This is a genomic window from Tenacibaculum agarivorans (assembly GCF_001936575.1).
Taxonomy (GTDB): domain Bacteria; phylum Bacteroidota; class Bacteroidia; order Flavobacteriales; family Flavobacteriaceae; genus Polaribacter; species Polaribacter agarivorans.
In genome coordinates, this window is the sequence record NZ_MSMP01000032.1 from 18,800 (window position 1) to 41,168 (window position 22,369).

General features: G+C 28.7%; 22 protein-coding genes. 7 read left to right on the plus strand and 15 right to left on the minus strand.

Annotation, left to right across the window (positions count from 1 at the left end):
* The first annotated feature begins 5 nt into the window (after positions 1–5).
* From BVC87_RS18545 to BVC87_RS18555, 3 genes are all read left to right on the plus strand, one after another.
* The gene (locus tag BVC87_RS18545) at positions 6–875 is read left to right on the plus strand and encodes a DUF4249 domain-containing protein (protein ID WP_075343905.1); all 870 of its coding nucleotides are present in this window, start codon (positions 6–8) and stop codon (positions 873–875) included.
* Between the two features lie 82 nt (positions 876–957).
* Positions 958–2,001, plus strand: coding sequence for a sensor histidine kinase (locus BVC87_RS18550; protein WP_075343906.1), 1,044 nt, complete (start codon positions 958–960; stop codon positions 1,999–2,001).
* Positions 1,998–2,744, plus strand: a complete 747-nt coding sequence (locus tag BVC87_RS18555; protein WP_083629611.1) for a LytR/AlgR family response regulator transcription factor — start codon at positions 1,998–2,000, stop codon at positions 2,742–2,744. Before BVC87_RS18550 ends, BVC87_RS18555 begins: the two co-directional genes overlap by 4 nt.
* A 20-nt stretch (positions 2,745–2,764) precedes the next feature.
* Here BVC87_RS18555 and BVC87_RS18560 read toward each other — a convergent pair whose 3' ends face one another.
* The 5 genes from BVC87_RS18560 to BVC87_RS23525 all read right to left on the minus strand — a co-directional run bounded on the left by BVC87_RS18560 (position 2,765) and on the right by BVC87_RS23525 (position 8,658).
* Entirely contained in the window at positions 2,765–3,898 is a 1,134-nt protein-coding gene (locus tag BVC87_RS18560; protein WP_075343907.1) for a hypothetical protein, read from the minus strand.
* Positions 3,899–3,910: 12 nt separating this feature from the next.
* On the minus strand, positions 3,911–4,687 hold the full coding sequence (locus BVC87_RS18565) for a vWA domain-containing protein (protein WP_075343908.1): 777 nt from the start codon (positions 4,685–4,687) through the stop codon (positions 3,911–3,913).
* Positions 4,688–4,803: 116 nt separating this feature from the next.
* Positions 4,804–5,361, minus strand: a complete 558-nt coding sequence (locus tag BVC87_RS18570) for a YqgE/AlgH family protein (RefSeq protein WP_075343909.1) — start codon at positions 5,359–5,361, stop codon at positions 4,804–4,806.
* Between the two features lie 36 nt (positions 5,362–5,397).
* Positions 5,398–8,190 (minus strand): excinuclease ABC subunit UvrA, encoded by a 2,793-nt coding sequence (uvrA, locus tag BVC87_RS18575; protein WP_075343910.1) that lies wholly within the window; start codon positions 8,188–8,190, stop codon positions 5,398–5,400.
* 291 nt (positions 8,191–8,481) lie between these two features.
* Entirely contained in the window at positions 8,482–8,658 is a 177-nt protein-coding gene (locus tag BVC87_RS23525; protein WP_159439389.1) for a hypothetical protein, read from the minus strand.
* A 391-nt stretch (positions 8,659–9,049) separates the two neighbouring features.
* Between BVC87_RS23525 and BVC87_RS18580 the strand changes: the two genes are divergently transcribed.
* Together BVC87_RS18580 and BVC87_RS18585 are read left to right on the plus strand one after the other, a co-directional pair.
* A complete protein-coding gene (locus tag BVC87_RS18580) occupies positions 9,050–9,637 on the plus strand; it encodes an RNA polymerase sigma factor (protein WP_075343911.1) in 588 nt (195 codons plus the stop codon).
* Between the two features lie 505 nt (positions 9,638–10,142).
* Positions 10,143–10,988, plus strand: coding sequence for a receptor L domain-containing protein (locus BVC87_RS18585; protein ID WP_075343912.1), 846 nt, complete (start codon positions 10,143–10,145; stop codon positions 10,986–10,988).
* 77 nt (positions 10,989–11,065) lie between these two features.
* Here the strand turns inward: BVC87_RS18585 and BVC87_RS18590 are convergent, their stop codons facing one another.
* Positions 11,066–11,725: an endonuclease III domain-containing protein gene (locus BVC87_RS18590; protein WP_075343913.1), complete on the minus strand. Its 660-nt coding sequence runs from the start codon at positions 11,723–11,725 to the stop codon at positions 11,066–11,068.
* A gap of 35 nt (positions 11,726–11,760) precedes the next feature.
* On the opposite strand from BVC87_RS18590, the gene bcp reads away from it, so the two are divergent.
* Positions 11,761–12,213: a thioredoxin-dependent thiol peroxidase gene (bcp, locus tag BVC87_RS18595; RefSeq protein WP_075343914.1), complete on the plus strand. Its 453-nt coding sequence runs from the start codon at positions 11,761–11,763 to the stop codon at positions 12,211–12,213.
* A 45-nt stretch (positions 12,214–12,258) separates the two neighbouring features.
* Here the strand turns inward: bcp and BVC87_RS18600 are convergent, their stop codons facing one another.
* The 5 genes from BVC87_RS18600 to BVC87_RS18620 form a co-directional block, all read right to left on the minus strand.
* Positions 12,259–13,197, minus strand: coding sequence for a sterol desaturase family protein (locus BVC87_RS18600; RefSeq protein ID WP_075343915.1), 939 nt, complete (start codon positions 13,195–13,197; stop codon positions 12,259–12,261).
* Positions 13,198–13,311: 114 nt separating this feature from the next.
* Positions 13,312–13,944: an alpha/beta hydrolase gene (locus BVC87_RS18605; protein ID WP_075343916.1), complete on the minus strand. Its 633-nt coding sequence runs from the start codon at positions 13,942–13,944 to the stop codon at positions 13,312–13,314.
* 5 nt (positions 13,945–13,949) lie between these two features.
* On the minus strand, positions 13,950–14,279 hold the full coding sequence (locus tag BVC87_RS18610; protein WP_075343917.1) for a DUF4870 domain-containing protein: 330 nt from the start codon (positions 14,277–14,279) through the stop codon (positions 13,950–13,952).
* A 4-nt stretch (positions 14,280–14,283) separates the two neighbouring features.
* Positions 14,284–15,543 carry a dihydroorotase gene (locus BVC87_RS18615; RefSeq protein ID WP_075343918.1) on the minus strand — a complete coding sequence of 420 codons (1,260 nt, stop codon included), beginning with the start codon at positions 15,541–15,543 and terminating at the stop codon, positions 14,284–14,286.
* Positions 15,540–17,474 (minus strand): BatA domain-containing protein, encoded by a 1,935-nt coding sequence (locus BVC87_RS18620; protein WP_075343919.1) that lies wholly within the window; start codon positions 17,472–17,474, stop codon positions 15,540–15,542. The genes BVC87_RS18615 and BVC87_RS18620 overlap by 4 nt, the downstream gene beginning before the upstream one ends.
* A 115-nt stretch (positions 17,475–17,589) precedes the next feature.
* Between BVC87_RS18620 and bshC the strand changes: the two genes are divergently transcribed.
* A complete protein-coding gene (bshC, locus tag BVC87_RS18625; RefSeq protein ID WP_075343920.1) occupies positions 17,590–19,197 on the plus strand; it encodes a bacillithiol biosynthesis cysteine-adding enzyme BshC in 1,608 nt (535 codons plus the stop codon).
* 3 nt (positions 19,198–19,200) lie between these two features.
* Here the strand turns inward: bshC and BVC87_RS18630 are convergent, their stop codons facing one another.
* The 4 genes from BVC87_RS18630 to BVC87_RS18645 all read right to left on the minus strand — a co-directional run bounded on the left by BVC87_RS18630 (position 19,201) and on the right by BVC87_RS18645 (position 22,314).
* A complete protein-coding gene (locus tag BVC87_RS18630; protein WP_075343921.1) occupies positions 19,201–20,094 on the minus strand; it encodes a M23 family metallopeptidase in 894 nt (297 codons plus the stop codon).
* Positions 20,095–20,238: 144 nt separating this feature from the next.
* The gene (locus tag BVC87_RS18635; protein WP_075343922.1) at positions 20,239–20,775 is read right to left on the minus strand and encodes an RsmD family RNA methyltransferase; all 537 of its coding nucleotides are present in this window, start codon (positions 20,773–20,775) and stop codon (positions 20,239–20,241) included.
* Complete coding sequence (locus BVC87_RS18640) at positions 20,775–21,599, minus strand: DUF3822 family protein (RefSeq protein ID WP_075343923.1); 825 nt, start codon at positions 21,597–21,599, stop codon at positions 20,775–20,777. The genes BVC87_RS18635 and BVC87_RS18640 overlap by 1 nt, the downstream gene beginning before the upstream one ends.
* Positions 21,574–22,314, minus strand: coding sequence for a hypothetical protein (locus BVC87_RS18645; protein ID WP_075343924.1), 741 nt, complete (start codon positions 22,312–22,314; stop codon positions 21,574–21,576). The genes BVC87_RS18640 and BVC87_RS18645 overlap by 26 nt, the downstream gene beginning before the upstream one ends.
* Between the last annotated feature and the right edge of the window lie 55 nt (positions 22,315–22,369).

The following is a 22,369-nucleotide window of genomic DNA, read 5'->3' on the forward strand; positions in this document are numbered from 1 at the left end:
ATCCAATGAAATTATCACGAAATATAATAACCTATTTAAGTTTAATCATCATCTTTATTTCTTGTGAAACTGATGTAACAAATGAAATAACTTTAGTTACTGGGCCATCAAAATTAATTATAGAAGGCGGGTTAGAAAGAAATAGTATTAGCCCTTTAACAACACAAAGTATAAAACTAACAACAACTAATAATTTTTTATCTGACATTCCTAATCCAGTTGTTATAAATGCGACTGTATCTATTACTGATGGGGCAAATATCTGGGATTTCAACCATCAAGGAGAAGGAGTGTATAGTAATTCAGATATCACATTACAGTTAGGATTCACATATACGATAACAATTATTTGGGAAGGGGATACATATATAGGTATTGATACATTAAATGAAGTTCCGCAATTTGAAGATTTTTATGTTAAGTTTGAAGAAGAAACAAGCTTTTCTCCTGAAGGATATTTTTTAAGATATGACAGTACAGATCCACCAGGTATTGTTAATTATTATTATAATAGAATTTTTAAGAATGATGAACCGTTAATTTTACCAGACCCAGGAAATAGATTTAATTTAATTACTTCTGATGAATTTTTCGATGGTCAACAACGAATAAATATTAATGTAAATGATGAAATAAGTTTTAAAGTAGGGGAAAAGGGAACAGGACAACAATTAGGTATTTCTAAGGAATATTTCGATTACCTTTTTGAATTGTTTACACAAACAGGAAGCTCAGGTAGTGCATTTAGTGGAAATCCGCCACCAGCTACTATAAGAAGCAATATGATTAACACTACTGTACCTAGTAAAAGAGCTTTAGGCTTTTTCTATGCAGCAGATGTTGCAGAAGGTACTTTAATTGTAACAGAAGAATAAATAGTATTCTTTTTAAAAAGATGATATATAAATTAAGGTTTATAAAGTTTTAATAGAAAAATTCTCAATTATAAAAATCAAAATGAACAAAAATCGACTCTTACTGTATTTAGCAATTAGTCTGTTTTTAGGTTTAATTGAGTTTTTAAATGATTTAGAAGATGAAAATATTCTAGAATCATTAGAATTTGTACCAGCAGTTATTTTATATACAATGGTGTTAATGACAGGTATTTATTATATACGTGTTTTAACAATTCAAAATTCAAAAGTTAAGAGATATATAGAAAATAAAGGAATTATAATACCATGGATCTTTTATTTTGTGTTTATATGTGCTCAAACTTTTGTGTTTACTATAATCACTTCGGTATTGGGTTATTTTTTTGGTTTGGACGGAGCTGACGTAGGTGTTTTTTCTTTATTCTTCTGGGTAATTTTTACAATTATTTTTAGCCTTGTTTTAATTGTATATATGATTGAAATTTTCCTAGATAAGGAATCTCAAAGAAGAGAAATTGAAATTAAACTTAGTAAAATAGAAAATGAACGGACTAGAGCCAAGTATCTGTCTTTGAAAAATCAACTTAATCCACATTTTTTATTCAATAGTTTTAATAGTTTGTCCGCATTAATTAATATAGATACTAACAAAGCAGATCAATTTTTATTAGAGTTGTCTAATGTGTATAGGTATAATTTAAATCATAGTGAAGAATTGGTTGTGTCTCTAGAAAAAGAATTAGCGTTAATCAAATCATATATGAGTTTACAAACTATACGCTTTAAAGAAAGTATATTTATTGATTATAAAATAGACACTCAAAAGTATAGTTATTTATTGCCGCCTATGACATTAGAATTGCTAGTAGAAAATGCAATAAAACATAATATTGTAGAAAAAAAATCACCTTTATATATAACAATAACTACAACAAATGATTATGTAATAGTAGACAATAACTATCAACCTAGGACAACAAGTGTGAATAAAGAAGAATCACATGGTATAGGGTTGAAAAATTTAAAAAATCAATATAAACTTATACATAATGAAACTCCAACATTTAGCATTACAAAAGAAAAATATATTGCTAAAATTCCTTTACTAACACCTAATTTATGATGCATTCAATTATTATAGAAGACGAAGATATTGCAGCAATTAAGTTGCAGAAAATGATTCAGGAATTGGATGCTGAGATTCATATTGCTCGTATTCTATCGTCTGTAAAAGAGTCAATAGCATATTTGAAGGAACACAAACCAGATCTAATTTTTTTAGATATTAATTTGTCAGATGATAATTCATTTGAAATTTTTAATGTAGTTACAGATATAAAATCGAAAATCATTTTTACTACAGCGTATTCCGAATATGCTATTAAAGCATTTGAACTCAATAGTATTGATTATTTGTTGAAGCCGATTGCAAAAAAAGACTTAGAACGAAGTTTACAAAAAATGAAATCATTAAATGAAATACATATCCCAAATTATAAAAACCTTCTTACTATTGAAGCAAACTACAAAAAACGTTTTTTAATTAAACAAAATAATAGTTTATTGACTGTTACTGTTGAAGAAATAGCTTATTTTTTTTCTGAAGATAAATTGACATTCATAAAGTTGAAAAACAATAAAAAATTACCCATAGATGAAACATTGAAAAAACTAGAAACACTAATAAACCCTTCACAGTTTTATCGTATTAATAGAAGGTACCTTATCCATATCTCTTCAATAGAAAAGATGTATTATTCGTCAAAATCCAGAATTATACTTCACTTAAAACCACCCGCGGAAGAGCAACAAGTAACTGTTGCTATAGAAAAACTAGGTAAATTTAAAAAATGGCTTTCTGATTAAATCAATAGTAAAGTAATACACTACTTTAAAATAATCTCATAAGGACTTTCATTGTTTAAAGAATAGTTACCAGAAATTTCCTCTATTACTTTGTTTTTGTTAGAGTCAAAATAAGTGACTCTAAACTGTTTTATTTGATCTTCAGGATATGAGTTAAAATTCATATCTAAAATGCCCTCAGTATTACTAGTTTTACTTTCTCTAAATTTATACTCTGTTAACGCGTCTACAGTAACTTGAATTGCAGTTCCATTTGAGTCTTTGAAAGAAGCTTTAAAAAATTGAACTTCTTTTTCAGGTTCATTTACATAATTTAAATGTTGTTCATTTGTGTTCTGGTGTTTATTCCTATAAAACCCTAAATGAACATTATTACTAACATCATCTAAAAAAGTATTGTACCCTTTCTTTTCAGCATCATCAAAATATTTACATGACTCGCTGGTGTTAGATCTAGCATTTAATACTTCTTTACTATATTTTTTTCTACTTCTATAGTTTTTATAAGCTAAAACAGATCTTTTAAATAAATAGAAAACAAAAAGTCCAGCTAATACTTCTAACACATAAAACAAAACAGGTAAAACATCTTGAATACCAAAAGCAGATTCTCTTATTCCAGCTGAAATCTCTCTTGCTACACGTTCTTTAGAGAAATAAAATATAGCTACTCCAATGGCAGAAAATAAAATAGAACCTATAAAAAATTGAATTTTAACGTCTCTAAGTATTCCTTTTCTAATATCAGACTCAGGTTTGGCAGAATTAGATGGAACTTTCTTTTCTTCAAAAAAGCGTTTATTTCGAGTATGTGAACTTAACATACCAACCATAAGTTCAGCAATAACTATTGATATAAAAATGATACCAACGCCAATAACCCATGGAGCTTGAGGTAAAATATCTCTATATATTTCTCTACTGAAATAATATTCTAAAATACAGATTACTACAAAAGCTATAGTAAAAGGAACTACATAAGCATTAGACATTATTTGATCCCATTTTCCTAATTTTTCCTCATTAGGTTTTAAGGCTTCAAATGTATCTCGTGCACGTTTAGAAGCAGTATTAGCTCTAGACGCTAACTCATCAGAAATTTTAAAAAGATCTTCTGATTCATCTGTAGATGGTTTGTCCCAATTTATAATCATAACATTAATTTTTTATAAACATTCAAAATCTTCTATGTAACTAAAGAACCCTTCTTTACCTTCAAACTCATTTAGTTCTAATCCTTCAAAAATAGAAGTGTCTTTCCAGCCAATTAAAAAGAGTTCAGCATTATCAGGTAAAGCTAATGTTGTTTTAATTTTTTCAATCTTTCCAGATCTTCTAGGTTCATTTACACCATCTGTAAACAATACAACCATTATTTTGTCATAATCATCTACATTAGGTTCTTTTAATAGTTTATTGATGTGTCCAAAAGCTAAATCTATATTTGTAATATCTTTTCCTTTATATGGCTTGTAGTTTACAATAGAGTTTTGAACGGTTTTAGAAAGAAAACTGTTGAGTTTAGACTCATTTTTCTTTTTAATTTTTTCATTTTTAGCCTTTACCTTATCGTTATGTTTTTTCTGTTTTGCTTGTTCAGATAAGGTTGGATGTTCAGAAGTTAATATGTTTTTATAAGGCTTTAATGCACTTACCTTAAGTCTAAATATTTCTTTAGAATTAGGAGCGGGATTACCAATAATAGTTGAGGTGAAATAACCACTTCCATTTTGATTAATTACATCAACAATAGTTTTATAATCTTCTTTGTTTAACTTTTGAATGCTTTCAGAAGAGCCACTTCTATCATCTCCAAGTATAATCATAATTTTACACTCAGGAATTTCCTCTACATCTAAAAGACTGTTGTGTTTTGCTTTAGGAGTATCACAAGAAAAAATAGATAAAAGAATAAGAATTGGTAGAAACTTTTTATTTAACATAAGTAATATTTTCCGCTAATATAAGAATGTATAAATAACAAGACAAGGATAACTCGAATTTGGGTAAAATATGTATTACTTATGAGAATAAATTTTATAAATATTGAAAGAATCAATCAATTCATTTTAATATCAGCAGGAGCATTTGCCCATATTTTATATTCTCCACCTTTTTCTAAGAGTTTATTTTTCCATATGGCTTCTTCATCTTCCTCGAAAATATTTTCAAATTCATTTTCAGAAACAAACCACGATTGTGTTTCTAACTCTTCTTCTAATTGTTTAGAGCCCCAACCAGAATAACCTAAGAAAAAACGAATATCATTAGGGTCAATAATATTTTCTTTCAACAGTTGTTTGAGTGATTCAAAATTACCACCCCAATAAATACCTTGAGCAACTTCTATGCTACCTTCTAGAAGTTCGGGGATACGATGTATAAAGTATAAGTTTTCTTGCTCAACTGGACCTCCTTGATATATCGTGAAATTACACTCAATATCAGGTATCAAATCTTCTAGAACATAATTTAAAGGTCTATTTAATATAAATCCAACAGAACTGGAATTTGAATGCTCAGTTATCAATACAATGCTTCTTTTAAAAGAATCATCATTCAAAATTGAAGGTTCAGCGATTAATAATCTACCTCTCTTTGGGGATAATATTGTCATAACGCCTGAATTTTACAGTAATGTAAAAATATTTTTTCATTTTTTTAACTTTTCTTTAATAAAAATTGCAGTTTTTGACTTTTTATTTTGAATTAAATCTTCAGGAGTACCTTCAAAAATTAAATTTCCACCATTTTTACCTCCTTCAATACCTAGGTCTATGATATGATCGGCGCATTTAATTAAATCTACATTGTGTTCAATAACAATTATAGAGTGCCCTTTATCTATTAGAGCATTAAAAGAAGCTAATAATTTTTTTATATCATGGAAATGTAATCCAGTAGTTGGTTCATCAAAAATAAATAAGGCTTTATCCTTTGTATTCCCTTTAACTAAAAAGGAAGCTAGCTTTATTCGTTGTGCTTCACCACCTGAAAGGGTAGAAGAAGATTGTCCTAATTTTACATAACCCAAACCAACATCTTGTAGCGGTTTTAGCTTATTGGCTATTTTTTTAGCATCATGTTCTGTAAAAAAGGTAATAGCATCATCAATAGTTAAGTTAAGAATATCATCAATATTCTTATCATGAAAAGTAACTTCTAAAATTTCTTTTTTAAATCGTTTACCCTTACAAGCCTCACATTCCAAATGAACATCGGCCATAAATTGCATTTCAATGGTAACTACACCTTCACCTTTACATACTTCACATCTTCCTCCTTCAACATTAAAAGAGAAATGTTTAGGTTGGTAATTACGAATTTTAGCTAATTTTTGGTTGGATAATAACTTGCGGATATCATCATAAGCCTTAATGTAAGTTACAGGGTTAGAACGTGATGATCTACCTATTGGATTCTGATCTATAAACTCAACGTGTTTTATACTTTCATAACTACCTTCTACATTGGTGTATTGACCAATTTTATCGCCATAACCAATTAATTTCTTTTGAAGGATAGGATATAAGATTTTCTTTACCAACGTACTTTTTCCACTACCAGATACTCCAGTGATTACAGTAAGATTATTTAAAGGAAAAGTAACATCGATATTTTTTAAATTATTTTCACGTGCACCTATAATTTTGATGAAATTGGTGGTTATTCTTCTCTTTTCAGGAACTTCAATGGCTAAAGATTCTGCTAAATACTTAGCAGTTAGTGTATCAGATGCAATTAACTTATCATAAGTGCCTTCTGCGACTACTTGTCCTCCATGAGTTCCAGCTTCAGGACCAATATCAATGATGTAGTCTGCTTCCTTCATAATATCCTCATCATGTTCAACTACTACAACAGTATTTCCTAGATCTCTTAGGTTTTTTAAAACTTTAATTAATCGTTCTGTATCTTTTGGGTGGAGTCCAATACTAGGTTCGTCTAAAATATACATAGATCCTACTAGTGAACTTCCTAAGGAAGTCGCTAAATTTATTCGTTGACTTTCTCCTCCTGATAATGTATTTGAAGCTCTATTTAGCGTTAAATAACTTAAACCAACATCAGTTAAAAATTGTAATCGATTATTGATTTCAGTTAATAATCGCTTTGCTATTTTTTCCTCATATGCATTCAATTGAATAGATTTAAAAAACACACTAAGCTCGTCTAGAGGTAAGTTCACTAAATCAGAAATATTTTTACCATAAACCTGAACATAGTTAGCTTCTTTTCGTAATCTTTTTCCACCACAATCGTTACAAGTAGTTTTTCCACGATAGCGTGAAAGCATTACTCTATTTTGAATTTTATAACTTTTCTCTTCTAATTCTTTAAATAAATCATTTATACCTTTAAACTGAGATGTGCCTTCCCAAACTAATTGTTGTTGCTCTTCGGTAAGCTCAAACCAAGGCTTATGAATTGGAATATCAAAACCTGAAGCTGCTAAGATTAAACTTTCCTTATACCATTTGTAAGCATCTGTCCTGAAAGGAAAAATTGCATCCTCATAAATAGATAATCCAGTATTAGGAATAACTAAATTCTCATCAATACCAATCACATTTCCATAGCCTTCACATGTAGGACAAGCTCCATATGGATTGTTAAAACTAAAAAGATGTGTGTTAGGTTCTAGAAAAGTAATGCCGTCCAATTCAAATTTATTACTGAATTCGGTTTTACTTTTAGTATCTACATCTTCTAAATAGCAAACTCCTTTACCTTCAAAGAAAGCAGTTTGAACAGCATCTGCTAATCTGTTGTAAAAATCTTCGTTATGTTGAATTACTACACGATCAATTACTAATTCAATAGAATTATCTTTAAAATTATCAGTTGGAAACTTATCAATTCGGAAAACTTCGTCGTTATATTTTATTCTAGCGTATCCCTGTTGTTTTAAAACTTGCAATAAAGATTCAATAGTTCTTTTTTCTGGTATTGTTACTGGTGCGACTAGTAATAATCGTGTTTCTTCAGCTAAAGTTTTTATATAATTGATAACATCAGTAACTGTGTGTTTTTTTACTTCTTTCCCAGAGATAGGAGAGAAGGTTCTACCAATTCTGGCATATAAAAGTTTAATATAATCATAAATCTCAGTAGAAGTTCCAACTGTAGATCTAGGATTTGTTGAATTTACTTTTTGTTCTATGGCAATAGCTGGAGCAATTCCTTTTATGTAATCTACCTTAGGTTTATGCAATTTGCCTAAAAACTGACGGGCATAAGAAGATAAACTCTCAACATATCGTCTTTGACCTTCTGCATACAGTGTGTCAAAAGCCAACGAAGATTTTCCTGAACCAGAAAGCCCCGTAATTACGACTAATTTATTTCTAGGAATAACAACATCAATATTTTTTAAATTATGTAGTGATGCTCCTTTTATTATAATATTTTCTTTGGGATTTACTTTAGAAATGTCAGTATTCATGTACTCAAAAATAAGTTGTAAAAATAAGGCTTTTATAGGTTAGAAAATAATCTATACGTAATTACATTTTAAGAAAAAGTAGCATATTAATCGTGATTATTTTTAGATTCTTTGAAAGAATTTACCTTTTAAAAAATCATTTCTATTTGTTTTTATCAGTATCTTTAAGAACAATAAATATTATGTTTTCTATTGTTTCTTTTGAATATTTATGAAGTGAATTTATCTAAAACGGTATATTATAAAAATAAAAAAGCGAGCCATAGCTCGCTTTTTTATTTGAAATATGTGTTATTCATCTGCAGCACATTCAACAGTAGGATCGCAATACACAATTTCTCCACCACGTTCCTCACATGCTATTAAATCACTATAGCTGTGAATGAAACAATAATAAGCCCCACCATTAATGGATTGTTGTTGATTTTTGGTTAGAGGTTGACCTAGATTTGAAATTGTTTTTAACATAATAAAAGGTTATTTAAGATTTATTATTTTAAATATAACTAAAAATAATGGTGTTTTAATTAAAGCTTTTTTTAACTGGAGTATTTTATTGATTAGAAGTAATATATTTTTGTATTGTAGTAATTCTATAAAAGAAAGAAGTCTCAAATCATAATCTATATCTCCTAAAAGGTTATATGTACTTAATAAGTAACCATTTGATAAGTTTAACTGATAGCACAATAAGAAAAATATATTTTTTTGATATTTAAAGTTTGTAGATTAAAAATAAAAAAATATATTTGTGGTCCTTGTAACCGTTTAAATATCATACGCCTATACATAAAAATTACTTTTAAAAATTAAAATCAATCCCAACCGAGATAGAAGTGTCTCATTAAAAGTAATAGATATGTATAAGAAAGTATGCGAAGACAGTGTCTTAGTCAAAGAGTATATAGACGGTAAAGAAATTGCTCTAGAATTTCTAATTAAAAAACATCAGCAAAGAATTTTTAGTTTTGTTTATAGTAAAGTTCAAGATAGAGATGTTGCAGAAGATATTTTCCAAGATACGTTTATTAAAGTAATACGAACACTTAAAAAAGGAAACTATAATGAAGAAGGTAAATTCTTACCTTGGGTAATGAGAATTTCTCATAACCTAGTAATCGATTACTTTAGAAAGAATAATAGAATGCCGGTATTTAATAATGGTTCTGATGAGTTTGATATTTTTTCTATTATTAGTGATGATACTTTAAATGCAGAAAAAAGAATTATTAAAGATCAAATTCTTTCAGATGTAAAGAACTTAATTGAAGAGTTACCAGACGAACAAAAAGAGGTGCTTAAAATGCGTATTTATATGGATATGAGCTTTAATGAAATCTCTGAAAATACAGGTGTAAGTATAAATACAGCTTTAGGTAGAATGCGATATGCTTTAATTAATTTAAGAAAAGTAATTGAAAAGAATAATATAATATTAGTGAACTAATAATAAATTGTAAATTATGGCGTTATTGATAGAAATACTATACAAAATTTATTATATGGCGCACATTTACTCTGAAAAATCATCTGACTATAAGATGAACCCAAGTAGAAAAACTATTGAATTCATTTTAAATTTTTCTAAAAGTCTTAAAGTTATAAGAACGCAAGACAATTCTTTTATAGAGATGAATTTAAACTAACAAAGAAAAGCTTCAGTTACTACTGAAGCTTTTTTATTTTTACCCCAAAGGAGGATTCTCAAAATATTTACTTAATATAAACTCTTGGTTTAAAAGGATTATTATAAAATCTATATTTTGAATAACAATAATTAGTAATTCTTAGTTATCAATCTAAAAGAAAAACTCCATATCTTATCTCATAAATTTCGTTCAAGCACTTTTATTTTACAAAAGAAGTTTTTTATATCTTCGCCCCAAAAATTATGAGAAATGATTGCTGTGAATTTTAGCTTCAATTTTTCGCGAATATTAATTAAAATTATTATGAAATTTAGCAACCTATTTGTAGTAGTATTATTTTTTGTAACATTCCTTTTTTCATGTAGTTCAGAAGAAGTTGATGAACAACAGAGTATTATTTATGAAGGAGATTTAATCATAAATAGAGAGTTTGAACTCACAAAAAAGGAAGAGTTTGTGAAAAGAGGATATAAAATAGTTACAGGGAATGTTTTGATAGAAGATAATGATCAACTTATAGTGGATATAAGTTTTTTGAGAAATTTAACCTCTATAGAAGGTGATTTAAGAATTTCTGAAAATGATAACTTACAATCTCTTCATGGATTAGAAAACTTGAATCTAGTAGAAGGTTTTTTAATCATAACAGATAATAGTAGTATATCAGATTTGGACAGTTTAGAAAAACTTAGTAGAGTTGGAGGCTCGCTAATCATAGGAGGAAATTTAAATCTAACATCTCTTCATGGTTTAGCAAAGTTACGTTTAGTAGGAGAAAGTTTACTATTAGATGGTAATACTAATCTATCACATGTTGAAGGATTAAATAATTTAGAGTCAGTTGGTGGATCCTTGCAGGTACAAAATAATCCAGGTTTGTTTAATATTGATGCATTAAAGAATTTGACTTCAATAGAGAATGCATTAATCTTACACAATAATAAGAAAATAAAGGACTTAGAAGGATTTAATGGACTTGCTGTTGTTGGAAGGGAGATAATATTAACACAAAATTTATCTTTAGAGTCATTTTGTGGGTTACAAAGTTTAATTAAAAACAAAGGTTTCAAAGGGCATTATTATGTTTCAGATAATTATTATAATCCTTCTAAAGAGGATATTTTTAATGGAAATTGTAACCCGTCCTAGATCATATTAATTAAATGACTCATCTTAAAAACCACTACATATAGAAGTGGTTTTTTGCTATTATATTCTTCCAAAGTTTATTTCTTCTTCTTCTTTTGATATTCTTCTATTACTGTTTTACGGCCTATAGCGGAAGTTATAATATCGTTTTCAAGTTTCCAGCCTCTAGCAGGAGAATACTCCCTTCCATAATAAATAATTTGTAAGTGTAGCTTGTTCCATAATTCTTTAGGAAATAAACGTTTAGCATCTTTCTCTGTTTGGGCTACACTTTTTCCGTTTGATAAGTTCCATCTAAACATCAATCTATGAATATGGGTATCTACAGGAAAGGCAGGGATATTAAAAGCTTGTGCCATAACAACACTAGCAGTTTTGTGTCCAACAGCAGGAAGTTCTTCTAAAGCTTCAAAACTTTGCGGAACTTCACCATTATGTTTTTCAATTAAAATTTGAGATAACCCAAAGATTCCTTTTGATTTCATAGGGGATAATCCTACAGGTTTTATAATCTCTCGAATTTCATCAACTGTAAGTTGTACCATATCATAAGGGTTATCAGCTCTTTCAAATAATAACGGAGTAATTTTATTTACACGTTCATCTGTACTTTGAGCAGACATTAATACTGCAATTAATAAAGTGTATGGATCTTTATGATCCAAAGGAATTGGAGTCTCAGGATATAATCGTTCTAAAGTATCAATTACAAATTGAACTTTTTCTGTTTTGTTCATTTTTTCAGTATTTTTACTTAACAAAAATACTAATTATGACAACATTAAAAGTAGGAGATAAGGCACCAAATTTTGAAGCTAAAGATCAAGCTGGAAATACTATAAAATTAGAAGATTACGCAGGTAAAAAATTAGTGTTATTTTTCTATCCAAAAGCGAGTACGCCTGGTTGTACAGCTGAGGCTTGCGATTTAAGAGATAACTATCAAACTTTTCTTTCTAAAGGGTATGATGTTTTAGGAGTAAGTGCAGATAGTGCTAAGCGTCAACAAAATTTTATTAACAAACATGAGCTGCCTTTTCCTTTATTAGCAGATGAGGATAAAGAAGTAATTAATGCTTTTGGAGTTTGGGGACCTAAAAAATTTATGGGAAAAGAATATGACGGTATTCATAGAACTACATTTGTTATTGATGAAAATGGAGTGTTAGAAGATGTAATTACAAAAGTGAAAACGAAAGCCCACGCAGATCAAATTTTAGGATAGAAGAAATTGAACCCAATAAAAAAAGCGACTATTTAGTCGCTTTTTTTATTGATCTTCTAATTGAAGTTCTTTTTGTAATTCTTTACTGGTTTTACTTGAACCATCATGACTCCAGCCTGGAGGCATAAATACATATTTTAATCTTGTACCTAAGGGTAAATCTTTCTTTCTATGAAAAAAATCCTTAAATATCTCTTTCCATTCGTGAAAAATAATATTAATTGGTCCTTTATCTTCTAAAGGTTTAGTTAAACCAAATTTTAATTTCTCATACTCCATTTCATCTTCTTCAGCCTGAAATGTTCCAAATATTCTATCCCATATAATTAAAAACATTCCCATGTTTTTATCTAAATATTTGATGTTAGAAGCATGGTGAACTCTATGATGAGATGGTGTTACAAAAATATACTCCCATACACTTAATAAGAAACCAACCACACCTTTACGATTGTTCCTTTTGATAAAGTTTGTATGACATAGCGTACCATAATTTTGGTTCATTGCATAAGCAAACATGATATGTAAAGGTTGAATTCCTATTAATATTAAAGGAATTAAAAACATAAATCGGTAAAAGGGCTGTAAAACTGGTGAACGGAATCCTGTGGAAATATTATAATATTCAGAATTGTGATGTGTAACGTGTACTGCCCAGAAAAATCGTGAATGATGATCTACATAATGATGAATGTAATACAAGAAATCCTGTCCAACAAAGGCAATAAACCAATATAAGAAACCTGTATTTTCCCAGTTTATAAATCGATATTCAAAAAAGAAATCCATTACGACATACGAAGCTCCATACATTAAACCATCTAATAAAACATTAACTAGGGCAAAATATACGTTTGTAGAAACATCTTTAAATTCATAGTTTTTAGCTTTTCGTTTATAGCTAAAATACATTTCAATACCAATTGCTAAGGCACAAATAGGAACAAACCACTTGTATGCATTTTGGTGAGTGAAAATATCCATATTATTATGTTTAGGTTAAAAAGATATTAGATATTCAAAAATTTAATATCCCGCAAAGGTAAGTTATATCTACTTAAATGAATTTAATATATATAGAATTTATTTATACTGTAATTATAACCTCTGATTGATCCAATTTTTAAAACTATAAAAGTTTTGTGGCGCTACACCATGGCCAACAGGATACTCTGAAAATTCATTTTGAAGATTCAGTTTAGACAAAAATTCAGGAGCTTTTTTTGCCCAAATAAAAGGAATAACTAGATCTACAATACCATGAGAAATATAATAATCAGTTGTAATGTTATTAGGGATTTCCTTTGGTAATAAATCTTCATTTATGTAGCCACTTAATGCGACAACATGTTGAACTTTATTAGGGTATTTTAGACTCAACGCATAACTTAGAATTGCACCTTGACTAAAACCTAACAAGAAGGTTTTATTAGTATTGTATTTATCTTTAATTTCATCAATAAAATCAGCTATTTTCTCAATAGATGTATTAGCTTGATCTAGATCTGAAAATTTTTCATTATTAGCATCGAAATTAATAGCATACCAAGCATAGCCACCATAACCCATTTCATATGGAGCTCTTGCGGTAACTATTAATAATTCTTCTGGAAGTTCTTCTGCGAAAGAAAATAAATCATCTTCATTGCTACCATATCCATGGAGTAAAATCAATACATTAGGATTCTCGGTAGTAATTTTAGGTTCTCTAACCTTAAAATATAAACTCATTAATATTATAAACTTTTAAACCAATCTTGGAAATAATCCCCAAAAATAGGAACTTTTTTCTCATCTCCATTAATAGCTCCCATAAAACCAATAAACCATAATACAATTGTAATACCAGCTATGGCCCAATATGGGATTAAACCAAAGAATTTTAATACAACCCAGCTATTCAAAAGAGCAAGTATATTTAACCCTACCATTTGACGAATATGGAAACTAGCAAATTCATTTTTTTTAGAGTTATTTAATACTAAAGCTACTATTGTACCAATGATAGTGATATAACTGATAATAGCGTTTGTTTTCCCTTCTTCTATGGTAGTTAAGTTTTTCATAAGATTAAATATTTAAGATAAGTTGTTGGTCAGCATAAATTCCATATGCTTTACCTTTCATTTTTTCCCCAATAAATATACTGTTTTTTGAGGTAGATAGTATAGAATTTTCTTCAAAAATATACTCACCTTCTGGGCTAAATAAGGTTAAATTAGCTTGAGAATCAATAGTGATACTCGTATTAGGTATTGAAAATATTGATTTTGGATTATGACTCATACATGCAATTATGGTATCAATATCTAATATAGTGTTTAATGCCCCAAATGCACTTTCTAAACCAATAGTTCCATTTTTTGCAATAGAAAATTCTACTTTTTTATCTTCTATGTCTATAGGATTGTGGTCTGAAGTTATGATATCTATAATTCCTTCTTTTACACCATTAATCAGCGCATCAACATCTGTTTGTGTTCGTAAAGGAGGTGTTACTTTAACATTAGCTTCAAAACCAAAAAGCTTTTCATCTGTTAATAAAAGATTGTGAACAGCAACACTACAGGTAACTTGCAATCCTTTTGCTTTAGCTTCTTTTATTAATTCTACTGATTTTGCAGTAGAAATAGTTGGAATATGAAGTTTTCCTCCAGTGTATTCTAATAAGAATAAATCTCTGGCAATTTGTATTTCCTCAGCAAGAGCAGGAATACCTTTTAATCCTAATTTAGTAGCATTTATTCCTTCGTGAGCTACACCTTCACCAGCTATTTTTTTATTTTTAGGAAAACTAAGCACTAAACCATCAAAGTTTTGTGCATATAATAATGCTATTTTCAGTAAATTATCGTTTTCAATAGGTTTGTTGTAATCACCAAAAGCAATAGCTCCAGACTGTTTCATATCAAACAACTCGGCCATTTCAATACCTACACTTTTTTGTGTTAATGCCCCAATAGGATACAAATCGACAGGTGATTCTTTTGCCTTGCTGATTAAAAATTCTACAGCTGATTTATGATCTACAATAGGATTTGTATTCGGATTTACAGCAACTTTTGTAAAACCACTTTTAGCAGCAACTTGTATACCATTTTCAATATTTTCACGTTCTTCAAAACCAGGTTCACCAAAACAAACACTAGTGTCGAACCAACCATTAGAAACATGTAAGTTTTCAAGGTTTACGGTAGTATATTCCTCTTTAGCTGGAATTGTATCATTAATTTCAGTAATAATTCCGTCAACAATTAAAATGTCTTTAGTGGTATTATGAAAAGGACTAGCAGCATCAATTATTTTTGCCGATTTCAAAAGCGTGGTCATACTTTAAAGTATTTTAAAATCAAAATTTCTAGCAGCAAAGATACAATGGCTAAAAGTAAAAACCATTTCCAAAGCCAATGAACTTTGTTTTTACTATCGATTTTTTTTAAACCATCTTGTACTGAATTTTGTAAACTTATATTTTGATGTTCTTGGTTGATGTTTTTTGTGTCTAAGTAATGTAAAGAACTTTCGTTTTTAGGATTATTAAAAGCTATGGATTGAATAAAATCATTCTTATTCATTATATCATAAAATCCATCTATGTTCGGAAGATCTTCAGTAGTTAACTTTACTTTAGTCTGATACGTTTGTTGTAACGGAATAAATGAGAAATCACTATTTTTTATGGTTAGAATATCATCTTTTCTAAGTTGCATATTCATCTCTATACTATTTTTTTCTGCTAAGAGATAATACAATTTAGATACTTCTAAACTCTGTTGTCCCATATTATAAAAAATAGGAACTACTAATGGAGAATTTGTAAAGTTGCTATGTTTTTTACTTAAAGGAGTAGCAAACCAGAATATTTTTGCATCAGATGTTTTTATTTGACTTACCATAGGCGTATTGTTTTCGAAAGAAACAATAGTGCTATTATTGACTAAACTGGTTTCATAATGCATCGAAGTACTCGGGTATTGAAAATTAGTCACTCGTTTATCAAAAACATTTTTAAGTAAGGGATGATTAAAATTGATTGTAGTAATTTTTAATGAATCTTTTCTTACGCTATTAATTTTTCCTAGAGATAAACTTCTAAATAAAGTATTGTATGAGTTTATATTTGATTGTTCATTAGGAATAATAATAATATCTCCTCCCTTTTTTGTGTAGTCAACTAAGCTTGTAATTAAACTTTGAGGTATGTTGTCAATTTCATTTAGTATAATTAATTGTTGTTGTTCTATAGCATTGTAATTTGTGTTTTGAACTGTATTTTGAATGAAGTTAAAATCGTTATCAGTATAAATACGAGATAAAAAGTCAGAAACTTCGCCAATAGCTAAAACATTAATTTTATCATTAGTATTTATTGTGAAGAAAAATTGATTGTCAAAATCAAAAGTATCATTATAATCTATTTTTATCTTTCCTAAAAATGAGTTTGTTTTTTCTGTAGAAAATGTAGCGACATAGGATGCATTTGCTTCAATAGAAAAAGTCTGTTTACTGATTAGTTTCTTATCATTATAAATAGCAATTGGAACATTGTTTTTTGCTTCTCCTTGATTCTTAATTGTAACACTTACAGTAATTTTATTGTTTGTGCTATCATTTGTATATACACTATCAATAGCAAGATTGTCTTTTTTTTCTGGAAGCGTTTGTATTAGCGTTGTTGGGGTATTGGGATTACTAAGTAAAGAAGCCGTTACGTTTTGAAAATCAGAAATAATAATATTTTCTGTTGCTCCCTTTATGTTAGATAACTGTATTTGAAGGTCATTAGTAGATAATTTTTGAGTACTATTTTTTATAGAAAGTAGTTGTTCTTTAAGCTCTTGTCCTGAAATGTTCTGAAAAACAGTCGCATTAGTTAATAGAGAATAGGTATACTCTGGATTTATACTTTCTGCAATTTCTTGAGAATTGACTTTTAATAAGTTTCCTTTGCTACCTTTAGTATTCATACTTAAAGAATTATCTAGATAAATAGCAATATGGTTATTATTTTCAACTGTAGTATTACTAAAAAAAGGCTGAGCAAAGGCCAGTACCACAGCAGTAATTAAAAGTAATCGTGTACATAAAATTAGCCACTTTTTTATTTGTGAACTTTTTCTATTTTTTATAATAATATTTTGAAGAAAAGCTACATTAGTAAAAGGCACCTTTTTAAACTTCCTTAATTGGAATAAGTGTACTAAAATAGGAATGATTAAGAAAAAGAGGAAATATAGAATTTCAGGATTTTTAAACTGCATTTTAGACTGATTTGGCTATAAAAATAGAGAATTACATTTAATAAAGTTTTGTTAAGATGAATTCAAGTTGTAAGCAAAGCATTAAATTTGTTACCTTACTCAAAACATTTGGCTAATGTCGTTAACAGAGAGTGATTGTAGCACTTATATTTCTTTTAAGAAAACGGGTTTTTTTTCGAAAATGATGTGTGATTATGTAGATAGAAAAGAAAATTTAAAGATTTATCATGGTAATTATCCTGATTTAGATGGATTTAAAAAACAAATTAAAGAGAAATCGTCTTTTTCCAAAGCACATCGAAATACGCTAGTCGAAGTGTTACAAGATCAATATAAAAGAGTAGAAGTATCCGTAGAAACTCAAAAAAATATTGATGCATTAGCATTAGAAAATACATTTACAGTTACTACAGGGCACCAATTAAATTTATTTACAGGTCCTTTATATTTCTTATATAAAATTATATCTGCTATTAATTTAGCCGAAGAATTATCACAGCAGTTTCCTGATAAGAATTTTGTTCCTGTATACTGGATGGCTACAGAAGATCATGATTTTGATGAGATTAATTATTTTAATTTCAAAGGAGGAAAAATACAATGGAATTCTGATCAAAAAGGAGGAGTAGGTAGATTTTCAACAGAAGGCTTAGCAGAAGTTTTCAATGTATTTGCGAATAAGTTAGGAACTTCTAAAAATGCTATTTATCTAAAAGAATTGTTTTCTGAAGGATATCTAAAATATACTAACCTTGCTGATGCCACTCGCTACATAGCCAATTGTCTTTTTAAAATTTACGGTTTAGTTATTATAGATGCTGACGATTCAAGATTAAAAGCTTTGTTCAATCCTTTTATCGTAAAAGATTTGATGGATTCGGTGTCATATCAATCCGTTCAAAAAACGAATGCAGTATTAGAAGAATCTTATAAAATACAAGTAAATCCTAGAGAGATTAATTTATTTTATTTGAATGAAGGACTTCGTGAGCGTATTATTTTTGAAGGTGACAGATTTAAAATAAATAATACAAACACACATTTCACAAAGGAGGAAATTTTAGAAGAAGTAAAAAATCATCCGGAACGATTTTCTCCAAATGTAATTATGCGTCCTTTATATCAAGAAGTAATTTTACCCAATCTTTGTTATATCGGAGGTGGGGGAGAATTAGCGTATTGGATGCAATTGAAAAACTATTTCAATACAGTTAATGTACCATTTCCAATTTTGTTACTACGAAATTCTGTACAAGTAATTAGTGAGAAACAACACAGAAAATTAGAAAATTTATCGATTTCACTAGAAGAGTTATTCTTGAAACAAGACACTTTAATTGCAAAAAAAGTAACTGAAAATTCAGAAGTTTCGTTTGATTTTATGGCTCAAAAAGCCGTGTTAGAAGAACAGTTTTCTACTTTAAGAGACATTGCATCTCAAACAGATGCATCTTTCATTGGTGCAGTTAATGCTCAAGAGAAAAAACAACTGAAAGGATTGGTAAATTTAGAAAAACGTCTTTTAAGAGCAGAAAAAAGAAAACAAGAAGATGTAGTAAAACGAATTAAAAAACTGCAAGATGAATTGCTACCTAAACAAAGCTTAGAAGAGCGTCAACGTAATTTTTCCGAGTACTATTTAGAATATGGCAACGATTTTATTCAAACATTAAAGCAAGAATTAAAACCGTTGCAGTTAGAGTTTTTTGTTTTAGTGAAGTAGTCGTTAAATAATCAACTTTTGACCAATTCTTAACGTACTAGTTTTTCTAATTTTGTTAGTCTTACAAATTCGGCTAATTGAAGTATGGTTTTTATAAGCTATACCAGAAAGTGTATCTCCACTTTTCACAATGTAAACTTTACGTTTACGTTTTTTATAAGCTAAAGCTTTTTCATAAGAATCTAAAGTAACGAGTTTGCTCTGTTTTCTAGGACTATGATAGTAAGTAGTAGCCCAGTCTCTGGTTACCCACATGTTTTTGGATCTAATTTTACAATCACTTTGAAAATCTAATAAATATTCAGGGTTGATAGCAATTCCTTTATATCTGGTTTCTAAATGCAAATGACTACCACTAGATCTACCTGTACTACCACCTAATGCAATAGCTTGCCCTTTGGTAACTATATCATTTTTCTTTGCTATATAGCCAGATAAATGTGCATAAACAGTCTCTAAAGCATTATGATGCCTTACTACAACTGTTTTTCCATATCCTGAACTACGACCTACATAACGAACTTTTCCTGGTAATATGCTAAAAACGCTGTCGCCAGTTACCAAATCGATATCTATACCTCTATGGGGTCTATTTCTCCTCCAGCTATAACGAGAAGTGATTACATGCTTTTTGGGAATTGGAGATGCATAGGTTGAATCAGAAAACTTAATTTCAAAAGGAAATTTTACTTTACTATTTCTATACGCATTGACATGAATAGTATCCCAATTTTCGATAAAATATGGGTTAATAATTTTCTTCTTTACAACAGTGTCATTTTGGATAGAATCAATTTTTAAATAACTAATATAATCTTCAGCGTTTTCTAGTTTTTTTTGACCAATTAAGTATATACTATTACATAGAATGAATAGCAGACATATTTTGTTTTTCATTTTAAAATTTAAGAGTAGTTGTTTATTATATTTTTTGGTTTTTAATGTATTGACAAGGCAAATATATAAATTTAATAACTATGACTATAGTTATAGTTATTAAATTTCGGTTTTATAAGGTTAAAGTTTTATTAAAGACGAAGTTTAAAAATCAAAAAAGCTAAAAACACTACCTCCATAGCGTTTTTCATAACTTAATTTTGGGTGTTGACTTAGATCAGTATGCTTAGAATGTTCAATTATTAATACACCTTCTTCATTTAGAAGTTCCCTTTCAAAAACCAAATCGGCTATTTTTAAAAATTGGTTAACTTCAAAATCATAAGGTGGATCAGCAAAAATGACATCTGTCTTTAATGTAGTTTTTTCTAAGAATTTAAAAACATCACTTTTAAAAGAGTTTATAGGAAAATCAAGTTCGTTTGCAGTTTGATTGATAAACTTTACGCAAGCAAAATGAGCATCAACTGCATATATATTTTCCGTACCACGAGAAGCAAATTCATAACTAATATTACCAGTACCAGCAAAAAGATCCAATACACTAATAGCATCAAAATAATACAGATTATTTAGAATATTAAATAAAGATTCTTTTGCCATGTCAGTAGTAGGTCTAACAGGTAGCTTTTTAGGAGCAGAAATTCGTTTGCCTTTATATTTTCCTGAAATTATACGCATTATGAAAGTAAAGTATAGTGAGAATGTGGGAAGAAAAAATCAGATTTTTCTAAGAAATCATGATTAGGTTGTAAAAATTCAATGTTTTTTATGTACTTATGAGTAATAGAATACGTTTCAAAATCATCAATAATGTGTCCTGCAAAATATAAAGAAAATTCATCAGGATTCATGTTTAGTTGTTCAGCACAAAATAGAATATAATAGATGAAATCTTCTTTACATTGAAAAGAAAAGGAGTTGAATAACACAAACTTTCCATTTCTAAAAATAAGTATATCAGCATTTGAATGTGTAACATGAACAAACATAATATCATTTTCATGCTGATTATACTTTTCAGTAAGTTGTTCAATTAATAGTGTAGAATGGTGTTTAAACTCAAATTCACCAAAGTTTTCAAATAAGAAATTATTTACGTTAACATAAGGTACATACACATTTTTAGCACCTATTGTTAAATCATCATACGCAACAAAATCAGAAGCTAATGTTTTGATACTATAACTTAAATATGATTTAAGGTGAGATTCATCAAAAAAATCATTAGGTACTTGAGTAACTAGTCTATTTTCATGAATAGCTTTTACAGTGTCAAAATCTATTTGAAGATCCTTATCACTTTCAAAAATCTGAGTGATTTTATCTAATAAAAGACTAGGTGAACTTAATGTTTCAGAAAAGGGGTATTCTGTTAAAACTAAGATTTCGTTGGTAACACTATCTTTAATACAAAAAGAAAATCCATCCAAACTAAATTGGATGGATAAGCTTTTATGTTCAGATAATATTTCTTTATTACTCTTCTGTTTTAGCTTTTGCATCTTCTTTGTCATAAAATGGAGGCCAGTTACCACCAGTAGAAACTTCATCTAAAGAACCTACAGAAACAATAGCTCCTTTGATTTGATCTGCTTGAACAGCTTCTAACTCTTGTCTAACAAGGTGTCTTGGTAAACCTTTTAGTATTGGTTCTTTGTCAGTTTTAGCTAAGAAAACAGGAACAAATAATCCAGTTACTTTTTCGATTTCACCTACAGTAAGTTCGAATTCTTTGTCTGTTCCTGGAACTTTGAACATTTCTTTATAGTTTTTGCCTTTAAAGTAATCTAGAACTTGTTCGTATCCAGTAGTGTCAATTCTTTTTTTAGATACATCTACAAAGATACCTCCACCTTTATCAACTTTTTCTGTATAGTTGTTAGTTTCAGTTAATACTAAAGAATCATTTTCTATAAATTTGATTAACTCATTTTTATCTCTAGAGTATTTCCCTTTTGATTCTTTAAATTTAACCTCAGCCTCACGGATTAATTTTAAATTCTTGATTACATCAGCATAACGCTTTCTTTTTTCTATATCAAATTTAATAGGTTCCATTACACCATTGTAAATTAAATACACTAGGTATCCAGAAATAGCAAGTAGTACAATAGAGATAATTCCTCTTAATTTTAAAGGAACAAACTTTACTATTAAATAAGCTAATAATACTGCAGCTACGGTTGCTGCTAAAATGATTAAAATAAAAGCTAACATTATTCTTCAGATTTTTATGTATGATAATGGCAAATCTACAATTTTTTTTGAATCA